The sequence below is a fragment of the Streptomyces sp. NBC_00223 genome (assembly GCF_036199905.1).
GTDB lineage: Bacteria > Actinomycetota > Actinomycetes > Streptomycetales > Streptomycetaceae > Actinacidiphila.
In genome coordinates, this window is the sequence record NZ_CP108109.1 from 4,635,060 (window position 1) to 4,651,035 (window position 15,976).

The following is a 15,976-nucleotide window of genomic DNA, read 5'->3' on the forward strand; positions in this document are numbered from 1 at the left end:
GACTCCTCCTTCGTCCGTGCCGGACGGGCCGCCGGTGCCGGAGGTGCCCGCGGCTCCGCTTCTTCCGCCGGCGGTACCCCCTCCGCCGGCGGTTCCTGTCCCGGAGGTGCCGCCTACCGGGGCCGAGGGCGCCGCTCCCGCTTCCGCTCCTGCCGCCCGGCGCTCCCGGCGCGGGCTCGCGCTCGCGGTGACGATCGCGCTGATCGTGGTCGCCGCGGGCGGCGGCATCGGATACGCCGTGCTCCGGCACCAGGACGGCAAGCCCTCGGCCACCCCCACCGCCACTCCGTGGACGCCGCCGAGCCCGACCGCGACCAGGGCCTTCGGCGTGAAGTCCGGCGGCAGCCACTACGGCAGCCTCGGCCTGCTGCTTCTTCCGATGCCCGAGCACTACACCCCGGGCCCGGACGTCAACGAGTTCGGCAACGATGTCGTGCTGAGTGGCGGGCAGGCGGAAAAGCTGGTCAAGGGCGATGTCAGCGCCCTGCCGAAGAAGCAGCGCAAGCGCGTCGAGACGGCCGTCGACGCACTGCACATCGAAGGTGTCGGCCTGCGCACGTACACCGAGCGCGACGGGGGCCTCGTCGTGCAGATGGAGATCGTGCAGATGAGGAACAAGGCGGCGGCGCGGGCCGGGAGCCGGTTCTTCGGCGAGCTCACCGACGCGATGGGCAGCTTCCGCCACGGGCCGAAGGTCAAGGGCCATCCGCACGCGACCTGTGTGCTGCCGCCGACCGAGTCCGGCGAGAAGCTCGACACGATGACCTGCCTGGCCACCGAGGGCGATCTGATGGTGACGATGACCGCGAACGGCACGGTGCCGCTGGAGAAGGACGAGGCGGTCAAGCTGCTGGCCGAGCAGCTGGACCGGATACAGGACCCGGGGGAGGCGGTCTGATGCCGGACATCGAGCCGGAGGCGGCACCGGACGCCGTACGCGAGCCGGAAACCGTACGCGAGCCGGTCGCCGTGTCGGAGGCCGAGCGTGAGCCGGAAACCGTACCGGGTGCCGTGGCCGAGGAGGCCGTCGTACCGGACGCCGTACCGGAGCCGGAGGCCGGGGCTGTGCCCGGGGCCGTACCCGTCGCCGGGTCCAGGCCGCCGCGGCGGAAGCTGCGGGCCGCGTTGCGGTGGACCTCGGCCGTCCTGGTCTTCGCCGCGCTCGGCGGCGCGACGGCGTACGCAGTGACGCAGCCCGAGCGCACCAGAATCCCCGGGCTGAAGACCCCCGACGACGGCCGCTGGACATACCCCCCGTACTCGCTCCCGAAGCTCCCCGAGGGAAGGCCGCGCCCGCTGGCCGACGCCAACCTCGCCGGGCGGCACTACGCCGACGTACGGTCGCTGCTGCTGCCCCCACCGGTGGGGACCGAGGCCGACCCCGCGGTCCCGGGCAAGGAGGGCTGGCTGTCGCCGGCCGCCTTCGTGGACCTCTACGACATCGGCGACCCCGATCTCGTCGAGAACCAGGTGGAACTGCTCAGGAAGGACGGTCTGCGGCACATCGCGGCGCGGTCCTGGACAACGCCGGACGGCACCAGGACGGACATCTACCTGCTGCAGTTCATCAGCGTGGGCTACGTCGACTCGTACACGAGCAATCTGGAGGCGCTGCGGCCGCGGGTCGCGAAGGACAGCGAGCCGGACAAGACCGTACGGTTCGAGGCGGTGAAGGCATTCGGCGAGCGGCCGCCGTACGGGCCCACGGCGGCCCGTTACGCGTACATCTACTACGGCGACACGGTCGCCCTCGTGGTACAGACCCGGAAGGGGTCCGTGGCGGAGGTGCCGTTCCGCCAGACGGTCGGACTCCAGGCCCAGCTGCTGGGCTGAGCCGCACGTCACGGCGCCTGCCCGCGCCGCCGCCGGGGCCGCGCACTAGACTCGTGCGCGGCCCTGATCGTCCGCCGCCCGAGGAGCACGTCCGTGCAGATTCAGTACTATTTCGACGCCCTGCTCGTCCTGATCTGCCTGGGCGTCGCCGCGTTCACGCTCTACGCGGTGAAGAAGCTCTACCAGGGCCAGCGCTGACATGATCGAGATCCCTTCCGACCTGCACCCCTCGCTCGTACCCCTGGCCTTCCTGCTCGGCCGCTGGACGGGTGCGGGCGTCCATGACTTCCCGGGCGCGGAGAAGTGCAATTTCGGGCAGGAGGTCACCTTCTCGCACGACGGCCGGCCGTTCCTGGAGTACGCCTCGCACACCTGGGTGCTGGACGAGAAGGGCGAGAAGGTACGGCCGCTGGAGACCGAGAGCGGCTACTGGCGGATCGACGACGAGCGCAAGGTCGATGTGACGACCACCCGTGACGAGGGTGTCGTCGAGATCTGGACCGGCGAACTGGCCGAGGGCAAGCCGCAGGTCGACCTCGTCACCGACGCGGTGGCCCGGCTGTCCGTCGCCCCCGAGTACACCGGCGGCAAGCGGCTCTACGGGTATGTGAACGGCGATCTGATGTGGGTCGGCGAGAAGGCCACGCCGTCGGTGCCGCTGCGGGCGTACATGTCGGCGCATCTGAAGCGGGTGGTGGATCCGCGCGAGTGGGTCGCGGACCTCAAGGACCTGCCGGACGACGGGATCGCGTTCTTCAAGTGAGCCGGGTCGTCCTCCAGGGGCCGGGGTCGACGGGGGTCGGCCGGCGGTCTGTCGGCCGGTGGTGTGTCGCTCCGGCCGGCGTCCGGGCCTCCCTCTGGTGTCGTGCGCCCCTCGCGTCCCACGGGTGAAGCGGTCCCGAGGGGATGGCGCGAGATCTTTTCACGCCGAAATACCGGTCGCGCGCCACGGTCCTACACTGGCCGTGTGGCGACCACGGACTGGAAGAGCGATCTGCGGCAGCGCGGCTACCGGCTGACCCCGCAGCGCGAGCTTGTCCTGGAGGCGGTCGACTCCCTCGAACACGCGACGCCCGACGGCATCCTGTGCGAAGTGCGCAAGACCGCCTCCGGCGTGAACATCTCGACGGTCTACCGGACGCTTGAGCTGCTGGAGGAACTGGGCCTGGTCAGCCATGCCCACCTCGGCCACGGCGCGCCCACGTACCACCTCGCCGACCGGTACGACCATATGCATCTGGTGTGCCGGGACTGCGACTCGGTCACCGAGGCGGACGTCGAGCTGGCGGCGCCGCTCACCGACGGGATGCGGGAACGGTTCGGCTTCGAGACCGATATGCGGCACTTCGCGATCTACGGCCGCTGCCGGGACTGCGCGCGCAAGGCCGCCGGCCCGGACGCTTAGCCGCCGCGGCCGTACGCTGGACGGCATGACGAAGAGCCCTTTGCTGTCGCTGCCCGGCGCCGTACCCGCAGAAGGCCCTGACGAAGGCGTGGCCGCGCACTACGGCGACCTCTTCCGCGAGCAGCGCTCGCTCGCGGGGGGCGCCGGATTCGTGGACCTCTCCCATCGCGGTGTGGTGGCGGTGAGCGGCGAGGACCGGTTGTCCTGGCTGCATCTGCTGCTCACCCAGCATGTGGAGAACCTGCCTCCCCACCAGGCCACCGAAGCGCTGGTCCTGTCCGCGCACGGCCATATCGAACACGCTCTCTACCTCGTGGACGACGGCACCACGACCTGGATCCATGTCGAACCCGGCACCCAGGGCGCGCTGCTGGCCTACCTGGAGAGCATGAAGTTCTTCTACCGGGTGGAGGCCGCCGACGTCGGCGACGCGTGGGGCGTGGTCCATCTGCCGGCGGGGTCGATCACCGCGGTGCCGGTCGAGTGGCCGGTGCGCGAGACGGCGTACGGGCGCGATGTGTTCGTGCCGCGCGAGGAACTGGCGTCCTTCGCGGACCGGGCCGCCCCGGCGATCGGCGTGCTGGCGTACGAGGCGCTGCGGATCGAGGCGCACCGGCCGCGGCTCGGGCTGGAGACCGATCATCGGACGATCCCGCACGAGCTGGGGTGGCTGGAAAGCGCGGTGCATCTGCAGAAGGGGTGTTACCGGGGGCAGGAGACGGTGGCCCGGGTGCACAACCTGGGGCGGCCGCCGCGGCGGCTGGTCTTTCTGCACCTGGACGGCAGCGAGGTGCGGCTGCCGGCGCACGGGGCTCCGGTGCGGGTGGCGGAGGACGGGGAGGACGGCCGGGCGGTCGGCTTCATCACGTCCTCGGCGCGGCACTGGGAGCTGGGGCCGATCGCGCTCGCGCTGGTGAAGCGCAACACGCCGGAGAAGGCGACGCTGATCGCGGAGGACACGGCGGCGGCGCAGGAGACGGTGGTCGCTCCGTGAGACGGTGTCACGTGCGTGAGGGCTTCTCGCGGGCGTGACACCCTCTAACAAACGTTGTGCCTATATCTCGACGACGACGGTGAACGGGCCGTCGTTCGTCAGCGACACCTTCATGTCCGCGCCGAACACACCGGTCTCGACCGTCGCGCCCAGCGCGCGCAGTTGGGCGACGACCTCGGCCACCAGCGGCTCGGCGATCTGTCCGGGAGCCGCCGCGTTCCAGGTCGGGCGCCGCCCCTTGCGGGCGTCACCGTAGAGCGTGAACTGACTGATCACCAGCAGCGGTCCGTCGACGTCCGAGCAGGACTGCTCGTCGGGCAGCACCCGCAGCGTCCACAGCTTGCGGGCCAGCGCGGCGGCCTTCTCCTTCGTGTCGTCGTGCGTGACCCCGATCAGGACGCACAGCCCCGGTCCTTCGACGGCGCCGACGGTCTTCCCGTCGACCACGACTTTCGCCTCGCTCACCCGTTGGGCCACTGCTCGCATACCGCCATTGTGGCGGGTCCCGAGGGGCGCGTGGCACACGGGTGAGGGGGCGCACGGCCATGAGTGCGTGCGCCCGCGCGTACGCCAGATCGGCGGTCTCGTACACCTGTTGCGACGGCCGTTCGGGTGCAGTCTCGCTGCGTTGTGCCGCGGGCAGGTGGCAGCATCGGAAGCCGGGCGGTGCGACGCGCCGCGAGGAGGGGACGACAGGCATGATCACATCCGGCGCTGGACAGACTCCGGGCACCGCCGTACGACCGTCGACGGCGGCGTCCGGCAGTGCCGTATCCACGGCCGCCGTACCGACGGCGCCCACCAGGAAGGGCCATCGCATGCTGAAGGCCGACGCTCTGGGCCCGCTGCGGCCGCCCGCGCCTCGCAGCCCGCTCGTGGACACCCCGACGCCCGAGCTGGGCACGCTGGACCTGGTGGCGCTGCGCGCGCTGCGCCGGGACGCCCAGCAGGAGGAGGCGGACCTGTCGTATCTGCGGCGGATGCTGCACGGCAGGATCGACATCCTCCAGGCGGAGCTGGGCCGCCGAGGGGGCGGTGCGCGTACGCCGCTCGGCGGGTTCGACACGGAGGCGCCGGTCGTGGACCGGCTCTCCGAGATCCTCACGGACGGCCCTTCGCGGGTGAAGTCCTCGGCTCGCCATGTCACGCTCGGCACCCCGCTGACCGAGCGGGTACGGCGGCTCGCCGAGGACATGCTCTCCGAGGTGGAGCTGTCCGACCTCGAAGCCCGTACCGACCCGGAGCTGCACGCGGCGAAGGGCCGGCTCGCGCAGTACGAGCAGCAGGTGTCGCGCAGGCGCCAGGCGCTTCAGCAGACGGTGGACGGGTGCTCGGCGGAGATCACGAGGCGCTACCGCGAGGGGGAGGCGCACGTGGAGGATCTTCTGACCGAGTAATGCGCTGCGCGCTGCTGTACGTGGTCGCCGGCCCGAGCCCCTTGCGGTTGCTTTCCGGGGCGCCGGCCGGTGTGTGGTTGCTCGCGCAGTTCCTCCCCCAGGCTTTGCCCGGGGGTGCCCCCAGCGCCCTCCTTTGGGGCCGCGGGCCCTGGTCCCCGGCGGGCGGGGCGATATTGGGGTGCGGGGTGGGGGGTGGGGCCAATAGCGTGCGGGGATGAGCGCTGAGATCCGCACCCTGGACGAGTCCGACGTCGCCGACTGGGTGAGGGCCTTGAACACCGGCTTCCACCGTGCGGCCATCGCGCCGGACGACGAGGTCGCGCTGCGCGGGACCGTGATGGACCTGGACCGTACCCGTGGCGCCTTCGACCGGGGCCGCTGCGTGGCGACCTTCCGTAGCATGCCGCGCACACTGACCGTGCCCGGCGGCGCAGGACTCGTGGCCAACGCGATAACCAACGTCTCCGTCACCGCGACCCACCGCCGCCGGGGCCTGGCCAGCGGGATGATGGCCGCCGACCTGGGCGCGGCCAAGGAGCGCGGGGACGCCGTGTCGATCCTCGTCGCGGCCGAGTACCCGATCTACGGGCGGTACGGCTTCGGCCCGGCGACCTGGATCACCGACTGGGAGATCGACGTGCCGCGCGCCGCGGCCGACCCCCGTTACGGCGGCCCGACGGACGGCGGCCGGGTGGACTTCGCGTCCCTCGCGGAGGTGGCGAAGGAGGGCCCGGGCCTGCACGAGCGGGTCCGCGCGCTGACGCCCGGCGCGATCGACCGCCCCGCCGACTGGTGGGAGACCGCCACCGGGCAGCGGGTGTTGCCCGGCCAGCCGTGGGTGGAGCCCTTCCACGCCGTGTACCGCGACGCGGACGGCCGGGTCGACGGCCTGGTCGCGTACTCCACGGTCGACCACCCCTGGCCCGGCAAGCTGCCCCGGACCGACGCCTGCATCAAGCAGTTGATCGCCGCGACCCCGGCGGCCGAGGCCGCGCTGTGGCGGTTTCTGCTGTCGCTCGACTGGGTGACCCTGCTGCGGACCGGCCACCGTGCCCCCGACGACGTCCTGCCGCTGCTGCTCGGTGACCCGCGGGCCGCGCGGACCGAGACGTACGCGGACTTCGTGTGGCTGCGCCTCCTCGACGTGCCCGCCGCGCTGTCCGCGCGCACCTACGGCGGCGGTCCGGCCGCGCTGGTCCTGGACGTGCACGACCCCGCGCAGCTGACCGGCGGCCGTTTCCTGCTGGAGACCGACGCCTCGGGCGCGGCCGTCTGCGGCCCCACGACCGCCGACGCGGATCTTTCGCTGTCCGTCGCCGACCTGGCCTGCCTCTACCTCGGCGACGAGTCGCCCGCCCGGCTGGCCGCTCTCGGCCGCGTCACCGCCCACAGCCCGGAGGCGGCCAGGACCGCGGACAGCCTCTTCCGCACCGCCCGCCGCCCCTGGTGCCCCGACATCTTCTGAGCCTTCCGACCCGCCGGGCGGCGCCCCCCACCGCTGAGCGGTGGAGCGCCGCTCGGCGCGGACCCGCTCACTGGAGCAGCAGCGTCATCCACTTCTCCGGGTCGTCCACCACCTCGAAGCCGACCTTCCCGTACACCCCGTGCGCGTCGGACGTCACCAGTACGATGCGCCGCAGCCCGTGCGGCTTCAGGTGGTCGCGGACGGCGGCGACCAGGGTGGTGCCCAGGCCCTGGCCGCGGGCCTCGGGTGCGACGTACACGTCGCAGAGCCACGCGAAGGTGGCGAAGTCGGTGACCACCCGGGCGTAGCCGTGCTGCTCGCCGGTCACGGTGTCGTAGGCGCCGAAGTTGAGCGAGCCCGCTATCGCGGCCTCCTGCTTGGCGAGCGGGCGGTCGAGCGCCCAGTAGGCGTCGGTGGACAGCCACTTGTGGACGCGGGGGACATCGAGGCGGGCCGGATCGGCGGAGATCTCGTACATGCGGGAAGGGTAGAACTGCTTAAGAGTTCCCTGCACGACAATTAACTGGACCTTGCGGACAACGGCGGGCGAGACTCGCGGACATGATCCTCGTACCGCTGATCACGCCGTTCGGGCCGGATGGACAGGTGGCGCTCGACGCCCTGGAAGAGCTCGCGCGCGAGGTGCTGCGGGACGGCGCCGCCGGCCTCGTCGCGCTCGGGACCACCGGGGAGGCGGCGGCCCTCGACACGGAGGAGCGGGCCGCGGTGATCGCCGCCGTGGGCCGGGCCTGCCGCGAGCGCGGGGCGCGCTTCGTCGTCGGGGTCGGCGCGGGCGACACCCGCCGGGCCGCCGCCGACCTGGCCGCGCTCGCCACGCTGCCCGACGTCCCCGACGCCGCCCTGGTGACCGTGCCGTCCTTCACCCGCCCCGGCGAGGCGGGCGTGCTCGCCCACTTCCGGGCGCTGGCCACGAGCAGCCCCGTACCGCTGCTCGTCTACCACATCCCGGTGCGCACCGGGCAGCAGCTGACCGCCCGCGCGCTGCGCGAGCTGGCCGGGATCGACGGTGTCACCGGGGTGAAGTACGCGGCCGGCGGCATCGACGCCGGGGCGGTCGCGCTGCTCGGCGAGCGCCCCGAGGGCTTCGAGGTGCTGGCCGGGGACGATGCCTTCGCGCCCGCGCTGTTCGCCCTCGGCGCCCAGGGCGGCATCCTCGCCAGCGCGCACCTGGTCACCGGGCGGTGGGCCGAACTGGCCGAGACCGGCGACCGCGCGCTCGGCCACCGGCTGTCCGCGCTGGCCGCCGCGGTGTTCAGCGAGCCGAATCCGGCGGTCGTGAAGGCCGTGCTGCACGCCCAGGGCCGTATCCCCACCCCGGACGTACGGCTGCCGCTGCTGCCCGCGAGCCCGCAGGCGCTGGCGGAGGCCCTGACCAGGGTCCGTCTCGTCACCTGAAACCGCTCCTCCCCCGAGCCCGCGCCGGGGGATACTCGAACCGGCGGGCATCCACGGCGCCACCGGAAGACTCGACCAGATCGGAGAGAAGGCGGCAATGAGGATCGGAATCGTCGGAGCGACCGGACAGGTCGGCGGGGTCATGCGCAAGGTGCTGGCCGAGCGGAAGTTTCCCGTGACACAGCTGCGGCTGTTCGCGTCGGCCCGTTCCGCCGGGCGCACCCTGCCCTGGGACGGCTCCCCCGACGGCCCCGGCGGTCCGGGTGTGCCCGCGGGTGACATCACCGTCGAGGACGCGGCCACCGCGGACTACAGCGGCCTGGACATCGTGCTGTTCTCGGCGGGCGGCGCCACCTCCCGGGCGCTGGCCGAGAAGGTCGCGGCCCAGGGCGCGGTCGTGATCGACAACTCCTCCGCCTGGCGCCGCGACCCCGAGGTGCCGTTGGTGGTCTCCGAGGTCAATCCGCACGCGATCGCCAAGCGTCCCAAGGGCATCATCGCCAACCCGAACTGCACCACGATGGCCGCCATGCCCGTGCTGCGCCCGCTGCACGACGAGGCCGGGCTGACCGCGCTGGTCGCCACGACCTACCAGGCGGTGTCCGGCTCCGGTCTGTCCGGCGTGGCCGAGCTGCACGGCCAGGCGTCCCAGGTCACCGAGCACGCCGACCGGCTGACCTTCGACGGCGCGGCCCTGGAGTTCCCCGAGCCCGCCGTGTACGCCCGCCCGATCGCCTACAACGTCGTGCCGCTGGCCGGAAACCTGGTCGACGACGGCAGCTTCGAGACCGACGAGGAGCAGAAGCTCCGCCACGAGTCCCGCAAGATCCTGGAGATCCCGGACCTCAAGGTCTCCGGCACCTGCGTGCGCGTGCCCGTCTTCTCCGGACACTCCTTGCAGGTCAACGCCCGGTTCGCGCGGCCGATCAGCGTCGAGCGGGCGTACGAGCTGCTGGGCGCCGCGCCCGGCGTGGAGCTGTCCGAGATCCCCACCCCGCTCCAGGCGGCGGGCCGCGACCCGTCCTACGTGGGCCGGATCCGGGTGGACGAGACCGTCGAGCACGGCCTCGCGCTCTTCCTGTCCAACGACAACCTGCGCAAGGGCGCCGCGCTCAACGCCGTACAGGTGGCGGAGCTGGTGGCGGCCGAGCTGTCGGCGGGCGTCCCGGCGTAGCCGCCCGTATCGGGTCCCGGCCGGCTCAGCAGGGCGGCCGGGATCCCTCGCTGAGCAGCCGGAAAGCGGCGAGCACGGTCTCCGACTGGAGTTCCACCTGGTCGGAGACCGGCACCCACACCAGCTCGTGCCCGGTCTCCAGCTCGCCCGCCCACTGGTCGAGCTGCTCCTCGCAGGCCGCCCGCACCCGCGCCTCGGCCGCGCCCGGCAGGCCGTCGAGCAGCCGCAGCAGCGTTCCGACCGCCCGCAGCGAGATCCGCCGGGCCGCGATGTCCAGGGCGGTCAGATGGGCCCGGGTCAGCGGCACGGGGGAGGGGTGCAGCCGCTCCCAGTCGTCCGCGACGTTCGGGCAGATGGCCACCAGCCCCTCGGCGACCCGCAGCAGTGACCCGTACGCCTGCCCCGAGCTGCCCGTACGGTGGTCCGCCGGCAGCAGCGGCCGTACGTCGCCGAGCAGCGCGCCCGTACGGTCCGACTGGCGCCGCAGCAGCCCGGCCAGCTCCGCCAGCGCGTGTGCCGGGTCCGGGTGGGGAGCGGTGTCGGCGACCTTGCGGCTGGCCCACATCGGGACCTCGAACAGCGCGGTCATCCCGCCGTAGCGGTGGGGGCGGATCCAGGTGGAGCCGTTGACGTCCTCCGGGAGGCTGTCGAACTGCGCGCGGCTGCCCGGCTGCGGCAGCACATAGACGCCGGGGCCCGACACCGTCCAGTACAGGGCGTCGTACGTGCCGGTCTGCACGGGCACGTCCCGCTCGGCGGAGAGCTTGCCCAGCGGCTCGGCCAGGCCGGGGATGTCCCGGGTCAGCTGGACCCAGGAGCCGCCGAGGTCGTTGCCGTGCAACGAGCACTGGAGAAACGGCCGCAGCTCGTCGATGAGGTCCATCAGCGCCTGGGACTCGGGCAGTTGATCGCCCGCCGGGCGGATCGAGGGCGCCCACTCGGGCTGTTCGTCGGCGGGCGGCCGGTAGGCGTGCCGGAAGTGCTCGGCGGGAGTGCGCCGGACGGCCGGCCCGGCCTCACTGCGCATGGTGCCGTCCGGGTCGAGACAGAGCACGAAGTGCCACGCCGCGTCCGCGCCCGCGTGCAACCGCGGGTCGCGGGCGACGCGTTCGGCCAGCCGCAGCGCGGTCGCCGAGCCGATCCGTTCGTCCGAGTGCGGTCCCGCCACCACCAGGACGTTGCGCCGGCCGTGCCCCGCGGTGAGCAGATGCAGCGGCCGGCCCTCGCGGGAACGCCCGAACTCCCGCAGGGCGGACAGTCGCGGGTGGAAGCGCGCGAACGCGGAGGCCGCAGCAGCGACCCCCGCGACGCTCGGATACGCGTCGGCCATCGCCGACGTCACGTGCCGTTGGAGTTGCTGTCGCCTGTGGTCTCCCTCTTGTCCAGTGGGCGGATGACGATCGCGGCGGCCACGAGTTCTCCTCTCTGTCCAAGTCGGTTTCTGCACACGGGAGTTGGCGAGTTACCGCCGGTTGCCCGATGCCTTGCCAAGGCTGCGGCGACCCGGCGAGAGTGTCAAGGGGCATGGCTGCTACGAGAGGGCCGCCAGTGCGAGGCTGCTACGCGAGACAAGGGGGTCACGTGACGGCACCGGCGGAAACGGGAGGGGTGGCGGGTACTTCCGCGGCCGGTGGACTGCACCGGCCGCGGATCAAACCCGAGCACCGCGCCTATCGCACAGCCGATGGCAACGTCCGTATCGGCAGCGTCATTTACGGGATCGGTGCGGAGATCGAGGACCCGGACGGATGGGTCTGGACGTTGACGGAGGTGATGGACGGCAGCCGTACGGCGGCCCAGATCGCCGAGGAGGTGACGGCCGGCCATCCGGGCGTCACCCGGGCCACGGTGTGGTCGGCCATGGCGGATCTGCGGGAGGCCGGTTATGTCGACGACGCCGCGGCCCCGCTCCCGGCCGAACTCGGCGACCGGGACCGGGTACGGCATGCCCGCGGGGTGGCGCTGCTGCGCTGGATGGACCTCAGCCCGCGGGCCAGTGCCTGGAACGCGCAACTGCGATTACGGCGGGCCAGGGTGCTGGTGCTCGGAGTGGGCGGCACGGGAGGCGCGGCCGCGCAGATCCTGGTCGCCTCCGGCGTGGGCCATCTCCACGCCGTGGACCCCGATGTGGTCGAACTGTCCAATCTCAACCGTCAGTTGCTCTACCGCGAGGCCGACATCGGCCACCCGAAGGCGGAAGCCGCGCTGGTCGCGCTGCGGGCGCTCAACTCCGATGTGACGGTCACCGGGGAGCGCCGTGAGGTACGGGGGCCGGAGGATCTGGCCGCGCTCCTGGAGGGCGGGACACCGCGGGTCGGGTGCGGTGTCAGCGGCGGGCCGGCCGGCGGCGCGCTCGGCCGCAGCCGGTACGACCTGCTGGTGCTGGGCGCCGACCGGCCGGCCGAGATCAGACGCTGGGCCAACCGGGTCTGCCTGGCGCTCAACGTGCCCTGGGTGGAGGGCGGTTACCGCGGACCGCTGGTGACCGCAGGGGTGCATGTACCCGGGGCCGGGCCCTGCTGGGAGTGCCAGCGGGCGGGCGAGGTCGAGCGGCGCGATCTGCGGCTGCGGCCGGGCCAGAGCGAGGACGCGGCGTCGCCGCGGATGCCGTGGAACCCGGCGAGCGCGGTCACCGCTGAACTGTCCGGAACGCTGGTCGCGCACGCGGCACTGGCGCTGCTCAGCGGGGTCCCGCCGATGGAACCGGGCTTCCGGTACGGGCTGAATCTGATGGCGCTCGGCGATCCGGTGCTCCAGCGGCATCCGAGGAGGGCGGACTGCCCGGCGTGCGGCAGTGGGAGCCCGCCGGGCGTGACCGGCTGAGCAACGGACCTCGATCGCCGGACGGGCTGATTTTCAGCCCGTCCGGCGATTGAGGACACAGCGGGCCGTGCGCAATGCGGCGAACGGCCGCGGTCGGGGGTGGGGTACCGCGCCGGAGGGGGGTCTCAGGGCAGCAGGTCGACCGCCGCGAGCACCGTTCTGGCCTGGAGTTCCACCTGGTCGTAGACCGGCACCCAGCGGGCGTCCGCCGTGCCCAACAGGTCGCGGGCGCCCGCGTCGAGCCGCCGTTCCAGCCGGGAGCGCAGCCGGGCCGGTTCGCTGTGCGGGTCCTGGTCGAGCCGCTGCTCGTCCAGCAGCCGCAGCAGCATCCCGGCGGCCCCCAGCGGGAGGCGCCGCGCGGCGATGTCCAGGGCGGCGACATGCGCCGCGGTCAGCCCGGCCGGGGTGTGCTCCGCGAGGCGTTCGTAGTCGTCCGCGAGGCCGGGGAACGCGCCGACCGTCTGCTCGACCCCGCGCCGCAGCGGGCCGTCGGCGGCGTCGAGAAGCGGCAGCGCCCGTTCGAGCGAGCCCGCCGCGGTCACCCCGTCCTTGCGCAGCCGCGCGGCCAGCACGGACACCGCGTGCGCCGGGTCGGGGTGCGGCTCGGGGTCGGCCACCCGGCGGGTCGCCCACATCGGCGTCTCGACCAGCGCCGTGAGGCCGCCGTACCGCTGCGGGCGGGTCCAGGTGGACCCCGGCGAGTGCTCAGGACCGCTCGCGAACCCCTCCGGCGCCCCGGCGGGCGGCATCACGTACACCCCGGGTCCGGAGCTGGGCCAGAACAGCGCGTCGTACGTACCGGTCTGCACGGGTATGTCGAGTTCGGCCGCGTACTTTCCGAACGGCTCCGCCAGGCCCGGGAGATCGGCCGTCAGCCGCACCCAACCGCCGCCGACGTCCGTACCGTGCAGTGAGCACTGCAACACCGGCCGCAGCTCGTCGATCGCGGCCAACAGGGCGCGGGTCTCGGGGAGTTCGTCACCCGGAAGGCAGAAGTGGCCCGAGTGTTCGGGGTGTTCGGTCGGCGCGGGCCGGTAGGTGTGCCGGTAGTGGACGGCGGGCGGGCGCGGTCCGGCCGGGCCCGTCTCGTTGAGCACGGCGCCGTCCGGGTCGAGGCAGAGCAGGAAGTCCCAGGTCAGATCGGCCTGCGCGGTACGCCGCCGGTCGTGCACCGCCTGCTCGGCCAGCCACAGCACGGTCGCGCCGCCCGCCTGCTCGTCCGGGTGGGGGCCCGCGACGACCAGGACATGCCGGCTGCCGTGCCCGACCGACAGCAGCCACAGCGGCCGTCCGGCCCGGGACTCCCCGGCCAGTCGCATCCGGCACAGGTCGGGGTGGCGCCGGGTCAGTACGCGGGCCGCCGCCGCGACGCCTGACACGGTCGGGTACGCGTCTGGCCCGCGCATGACGGCTCCTCCTCGGCGTACGTACCGGCTCAACTCGGCTCGCGCAGTGCGGAATCGGCGGCGCCGAGGGTGCTCCGGCGCACGCCTGCCCAGACTCTGCGGGTGGGTCCCGGGTGTCAAGAGCGCCCAGCGGGAGTGAACGGCGGCGCGGTCGGGGCTCGGTCGGGGCCGGGCGGGGGCCGGTCGGCGGCGGGGGTGCCGGACGTGGGCGGGCCGGTTTCCGGCACGGCCGGGCCGGGGCCTGAAGTCGGCTTGACCCTGACCCGCGCGTCAGGGGTTAGCGTCGCCGCGGCCGGACGGCGGGCGTGCCGCCGTCCCCGAGCCGCAGAGGAGTACGACCATGACGTCAGCCCCCGCCGCCCTGCCGCGTACCGTGCGCGAAGTCCAACTTGTCGCCGTCCCCGAGGGGCTGCCCGCGCCCGAGCACTTCGCCGTCGTGGAGACACCGCTGCCCGAGGCCGGACCGGGCCATGTGCTCGTCAGAAACCGTTACACCCTGGTCTTCCCCGGCCTGCGGACCCTGATCGGGGGCGAGGTCGAGGGCGTGCCGCTGCCCCCGGTGCACGGCGGGGACACGCTCTTCGGGCCCGCCGTCGGCGAGGTCGTGGCCGCGCCCGACGACAGCCCGCTGCGGCCCGGCGACACCGTCACGCACCTGCGCGGCTGGCGGGAGTACGCGCGGGTGGCCGTCGCCGAATGCGGCCCGCTCCGGGGGGAGTTGCCCGATCCGGTCGCGTACCTCGCCCAGGGGTCGTCCGCGTACGGCGCGCTGACCCGGCTCGCGCAGGTGCGCGAGGGCGACACCGTCTTCGTCACCGGGGCGGCGGGCGCGGTGGGCACGCTGGCGGGCCAGATCGCCCGGCTACTGGGTGCCGGGCGGGTGATCGGCAGCACCTCCTCGCCGGCGAAGGCCGAACGGCTGACCGCCGAGCTGGGCTACGACGCCGTGGTGCTGCGCGGAACCGACCGCGGCGTCGCCGCGCAGCTCGCCGAGGCGGCGCCCGACGGCATCGACGTCCTGCTGGACACGGTCGGCGGCGAACAGCTGACCGCCGCCGTCGACGCGGCCCGCCCGGGGGCACGGTTCGCCCTGGTCGGCGCCCTGTCAGGGCAGTTGTCCGCCGGGCGGGCCGGCGGCAGCTCACCCGTGGAGATCGACTCCTACCGGATCGTCGTCAAGGGGATCTCGCTGCGCGGCTACTCCGGCGCCGACCACCCCGACGTACACGCCGAATGGCTCGAACGCTTCGGCGGCTGGCTGCGCTCCGGCGACATCCGTTTCCCGTATTCGACGATCGCGGGCATCGATCGGGCTCCGTCGGCGTTGCCCGAACTGATGGCGGGGCGGCACTTCGGGGCCGTCGTGGTGGAGCTGTAGCTCATGGCGGGAGGCGGCGGCGGATGCGGATCGGGGACGCGGCGGCAGCGGCGGGCACGACCCCTCGGGCGCTGAGGTTCTACGAGCAGCGCGGGCTGCTGCCGCCGCCGTCCCGTACGGCGTCCGGCCAGCGGCGGTACGGGCCCGCCGAGGTCGCCAGGGTGCGGCTGATCCGGGAGCTGCTGGCCCTCGGGCTCACCGTCGAGGACCTGCGCGAGCGGGCGCACCGGCTGCACCTGCTCGCGGCGGACCCCCGCCCCCGGTGCGGCTCGGGCGAGCACGCGGGCGCGTTCACGGATGTGGTCGCGCGCAGACTGGCGGCGCTGGACGCGGAGATCACCCGGCTGACGGCGCTGCGCGAGGCCCTGGCCGAACACGCGGGGGGCTGACTGGCTGTTCGTTGTGGGCTTCGCGGCCGCGGGCTGACCGGCTGTTCGTTGTGGAGCACCTTCGCGATCGGGAGGCGGGCCGCCGAACGTGCCGGGGATCAGTGCGCCCAGGACGGCGATCCGCGATGCCCGCCGCCCACCGCGCGCTCACCGGGCTGACACCGCGCGAGCGTTCGTGACCCCACGCGCGGTCCAGGACCTGCACCGCCCTCTGGTCGCCGCGGCCTGGGCGGCGACCGCTGCTCCCGGTGAAGGGACCGGGTCGGAGCGGAGCCCGCGGCGGGCCGCTTCCGGAC

16 protein-coding genes are annotated in these 15,976 nt (G+C 73.5%); 12 read left to right on the top strand and 4 right to left on the bottom strand.

Annotated elements, in window-relative coordinates; translation table 11 throughout:
• Positions 1-106 precede the first annotated feature (106 nt).
• From OHA30_RS19565 to ygfZ, 5 genes are all read left to right on the top strand, one after another.
• Entirely contained in the window at positions 107-898 is a 792-nt protein-coding gene (locus OHA30_RS19565) for a hypothetical protein (RefSeq protein WP_328915154.1), read from the top strand.
• Positions 898-1,833, top strand: coding sequence for a hypothetical protein (locus tag OHA30_RS19570; protein WP_328915155.1), 936 nt, complete (start codon positions 898-900; stop codon positions 1,831-1,833). The genes OHA30_RS19565 and OHA30_RS19570 overlap by 1 nt, the downstream gene beginning before the upstream one ends.
• A 199-nt stretch (positions 1,834-2,032) precedes the next feature.
• Positions 2,033-2,596, top strand: a complete 564-nt coding sequence (locus OHA30_RS19575; protein WP_328915156.1) for an FABP family protein — start codon at positions 2,033-2,035, stop codon at positions 2,594-2,596.
• Between the two features lie 204 nt (positions 2,597-2,800).
• Entirely contained in the window at positions 2,801-3,238 is a 438-nt protein-coding gene (locus OHA30_RS19580) for a Fur family transcriptional regulator (protein ID WP_328915157.1), read from the top strand.
• Between the two features lie 25 nt (positions 3,239-3,263).
• A complete protein-coding gene (ygfZ, locus tag OHA30_RS19585) occupies positions 3,264-4,232 on the top strand; it encodes a CAF17-like 4Fe-4S cluster assembly/insertion protein YgfZ (RefSeq protein ID WP_328915158.1) in 969 nt (322 codons plus the stop codon).
• A 60-nt stretch (positions 4,233-4,292) separates the two neighbouring features.
• Here the strand turns inward: ygfZ and dtd are convergent, their stop codons facing one another.
• Positions 4,293-4,718 (bottom strand): D-aminoacyl-tRNA deacylase, encoded by a 426-nt coding sequence (dtd, locus tag OHA30_RS19590; protein WP_328915159.1) that lies wholly within the window; start codon positions 4,716-4,718, stop codon positions 4,293-4,295.
• A 332-nt stretch (positions 4,719-5,050) separates the two neighbouring features.
• Between dtd and OHA30_RS19595 the strand changes: the two genes are divergently transcribed.
• Together OHA30_RS19595 and OHA30_RS19600 are read left to right on the top strand one after the other, a co-directional pair.
• Complete coding sequence (locus OHA30_RS19595; RefSeq protein ID WP_328915160.1) at positions 5,051-5,629, top strand: RsiG family protein; 579 nt, start codon at positions 5,051-5,053, stop codon at positions 5,627-5,629.
• A gap of 214 nt (positions 5,630-5,843) precedes the next feature.
• Positions 5,844-7,094 carry a GNAT family N-acetyltransferase gene (locus tag OHA30_RS19600; RefSeq protein ID WP_328915161.1) on the top strand — a complete coding sequence of 417 codons (1,251 nt, stop codon included), beginning with the start codon at positions 5,844-5,846 and terminating at the stop codon, positions 7,092-7,094.
• Positions 7,095-7,161: 67 nt separating this feature from the next.
• On the opposite strand, the gene OHA30_RS19605 is transcribed toward OHA30_RS19600, so the two are convergent.
• Positions 7,162-7,572 carry a GNAT family N-acetyltransferase gene (locus tag OHA30_RS19605; RefSeq protein ID WP_328915162.1) on the bottom strand — a complete coding sequence of 137 codons (411 nt, stop codon included), beginning with the start codon at positions 7,570-7,572 and terminating at the stop codon, positions 7,162-7,164.
• A gap of 83 nt (positions 7,573-7,655) precedes the next feature.
• Between OHA30_RS19605 and OHA30_RS19610 the strand changes: the two genes are divergently transcribed.
• Both OHA30_RS19610 and OHA30_RS19615 read left to right on the top strand, forming a co-directional pair.
• Positions 7,656-8,510 (top strand): dihydrodipicolinate synthase family protein, encoded by an 855-nt coding sequence (locus tag OHA30_RS19610; protein WP_328915163.1) that lies wholly within the window; start codon positions 7,656-7,658, stop codon positions 8,508-8,510.
• A gap of 97 nt (positions 8,511-8,607) precedes the next feature.
• On the top strand, positions 8,608-9,684 hold the full coding sequence (locus OHA30_RS19615) for an aspartate-semialdehyde dehydrogenase (RefSeq protein WP_328915164.1): 1,077 nt from the start codon (positions 8,608-8,610) through the stop codon (positions 9,682-9,684).
• Between the two features lie 25 nt (positions 9,685-9,709).
• On the opposite strand, the gene OHA30_RS19620 is transcribed toward OHA30_RS19615, so the two are convergent.
• Complete coding sequence (locus OHA30_RS19620; protein WP_328915165.1) at positions 9,710-11,026, bottom strand: M14 family zinc carboxypeptidase; 1,317 nt, start codon at positions 11,024-11,026, stop codon at positions 9,710-9,712.
• Positions 11,027-11,334: 308 nt separating this feature from the next.
• Between OHA30_RS19620 and OHA30_RS19625 the strand changes: the two genes are divergently transcribed.
• On the top strand, positions 11,335-12,507 hold the full coding sequence (locus OHA30_RS19625; RefSeq protein ID WP_328917912.1) for a ThiF family adenylyltransferase: 1,173 nt from the start codon (positions 11,335-11,337) through the stop codon (positions 12,505-12,507).
• Between the two features lie 125 nt (positions 12,508-12,632).
• Here OHA30_RS19625 and OHA30_RS19630 read toward each other — a convergent pair whose 3' ends face one another.
• Positions 12,633-13,913, bottom strand: a complete 1,281-nt coding sequence (locus OHA30_RS19630; RefSeq protein ID WP_328915166.1) for a M14 family zinc carboxypeptidase — start codon at positions 13,911-13,913, stop codon at positions 12,633-12,635.
• Positions 13,914-14,253: 340 nt separating this feature from the next.
• Here OHA30_RS19630 and OHA30_RS19635 point away from each other — a divergent pair, with 340 nt between their 5' ends.
• Positions 14,254-15,291 carry an MDR family NADP-dependent oxidoreductase gene (locus OHA30_RS19635; RefSeq protein ID WP_328915167.1) on the top strand — a complete coding sequence of 346 codons (1,038 nt, stop codon included), beginning with the start codon at positions 14,254-14,256 and terminating at the stop codon, positions 15,289-15,291.
• Between the two features lie 23 nt (positions 15,292-15,314).
• Complete coding sequence (locus tag OHA30_RS19640; protein WP_328915168.1) at positions 15,315-15,680, top strand: MerR family transcriptional regulator; 366 nt, start codon at positions 15,315-15,317, stop codon at positions 15,678-15,680.
• The last annotated feature ends 296 nt before the right edge of the window (positions 15,681-15,976 follow it).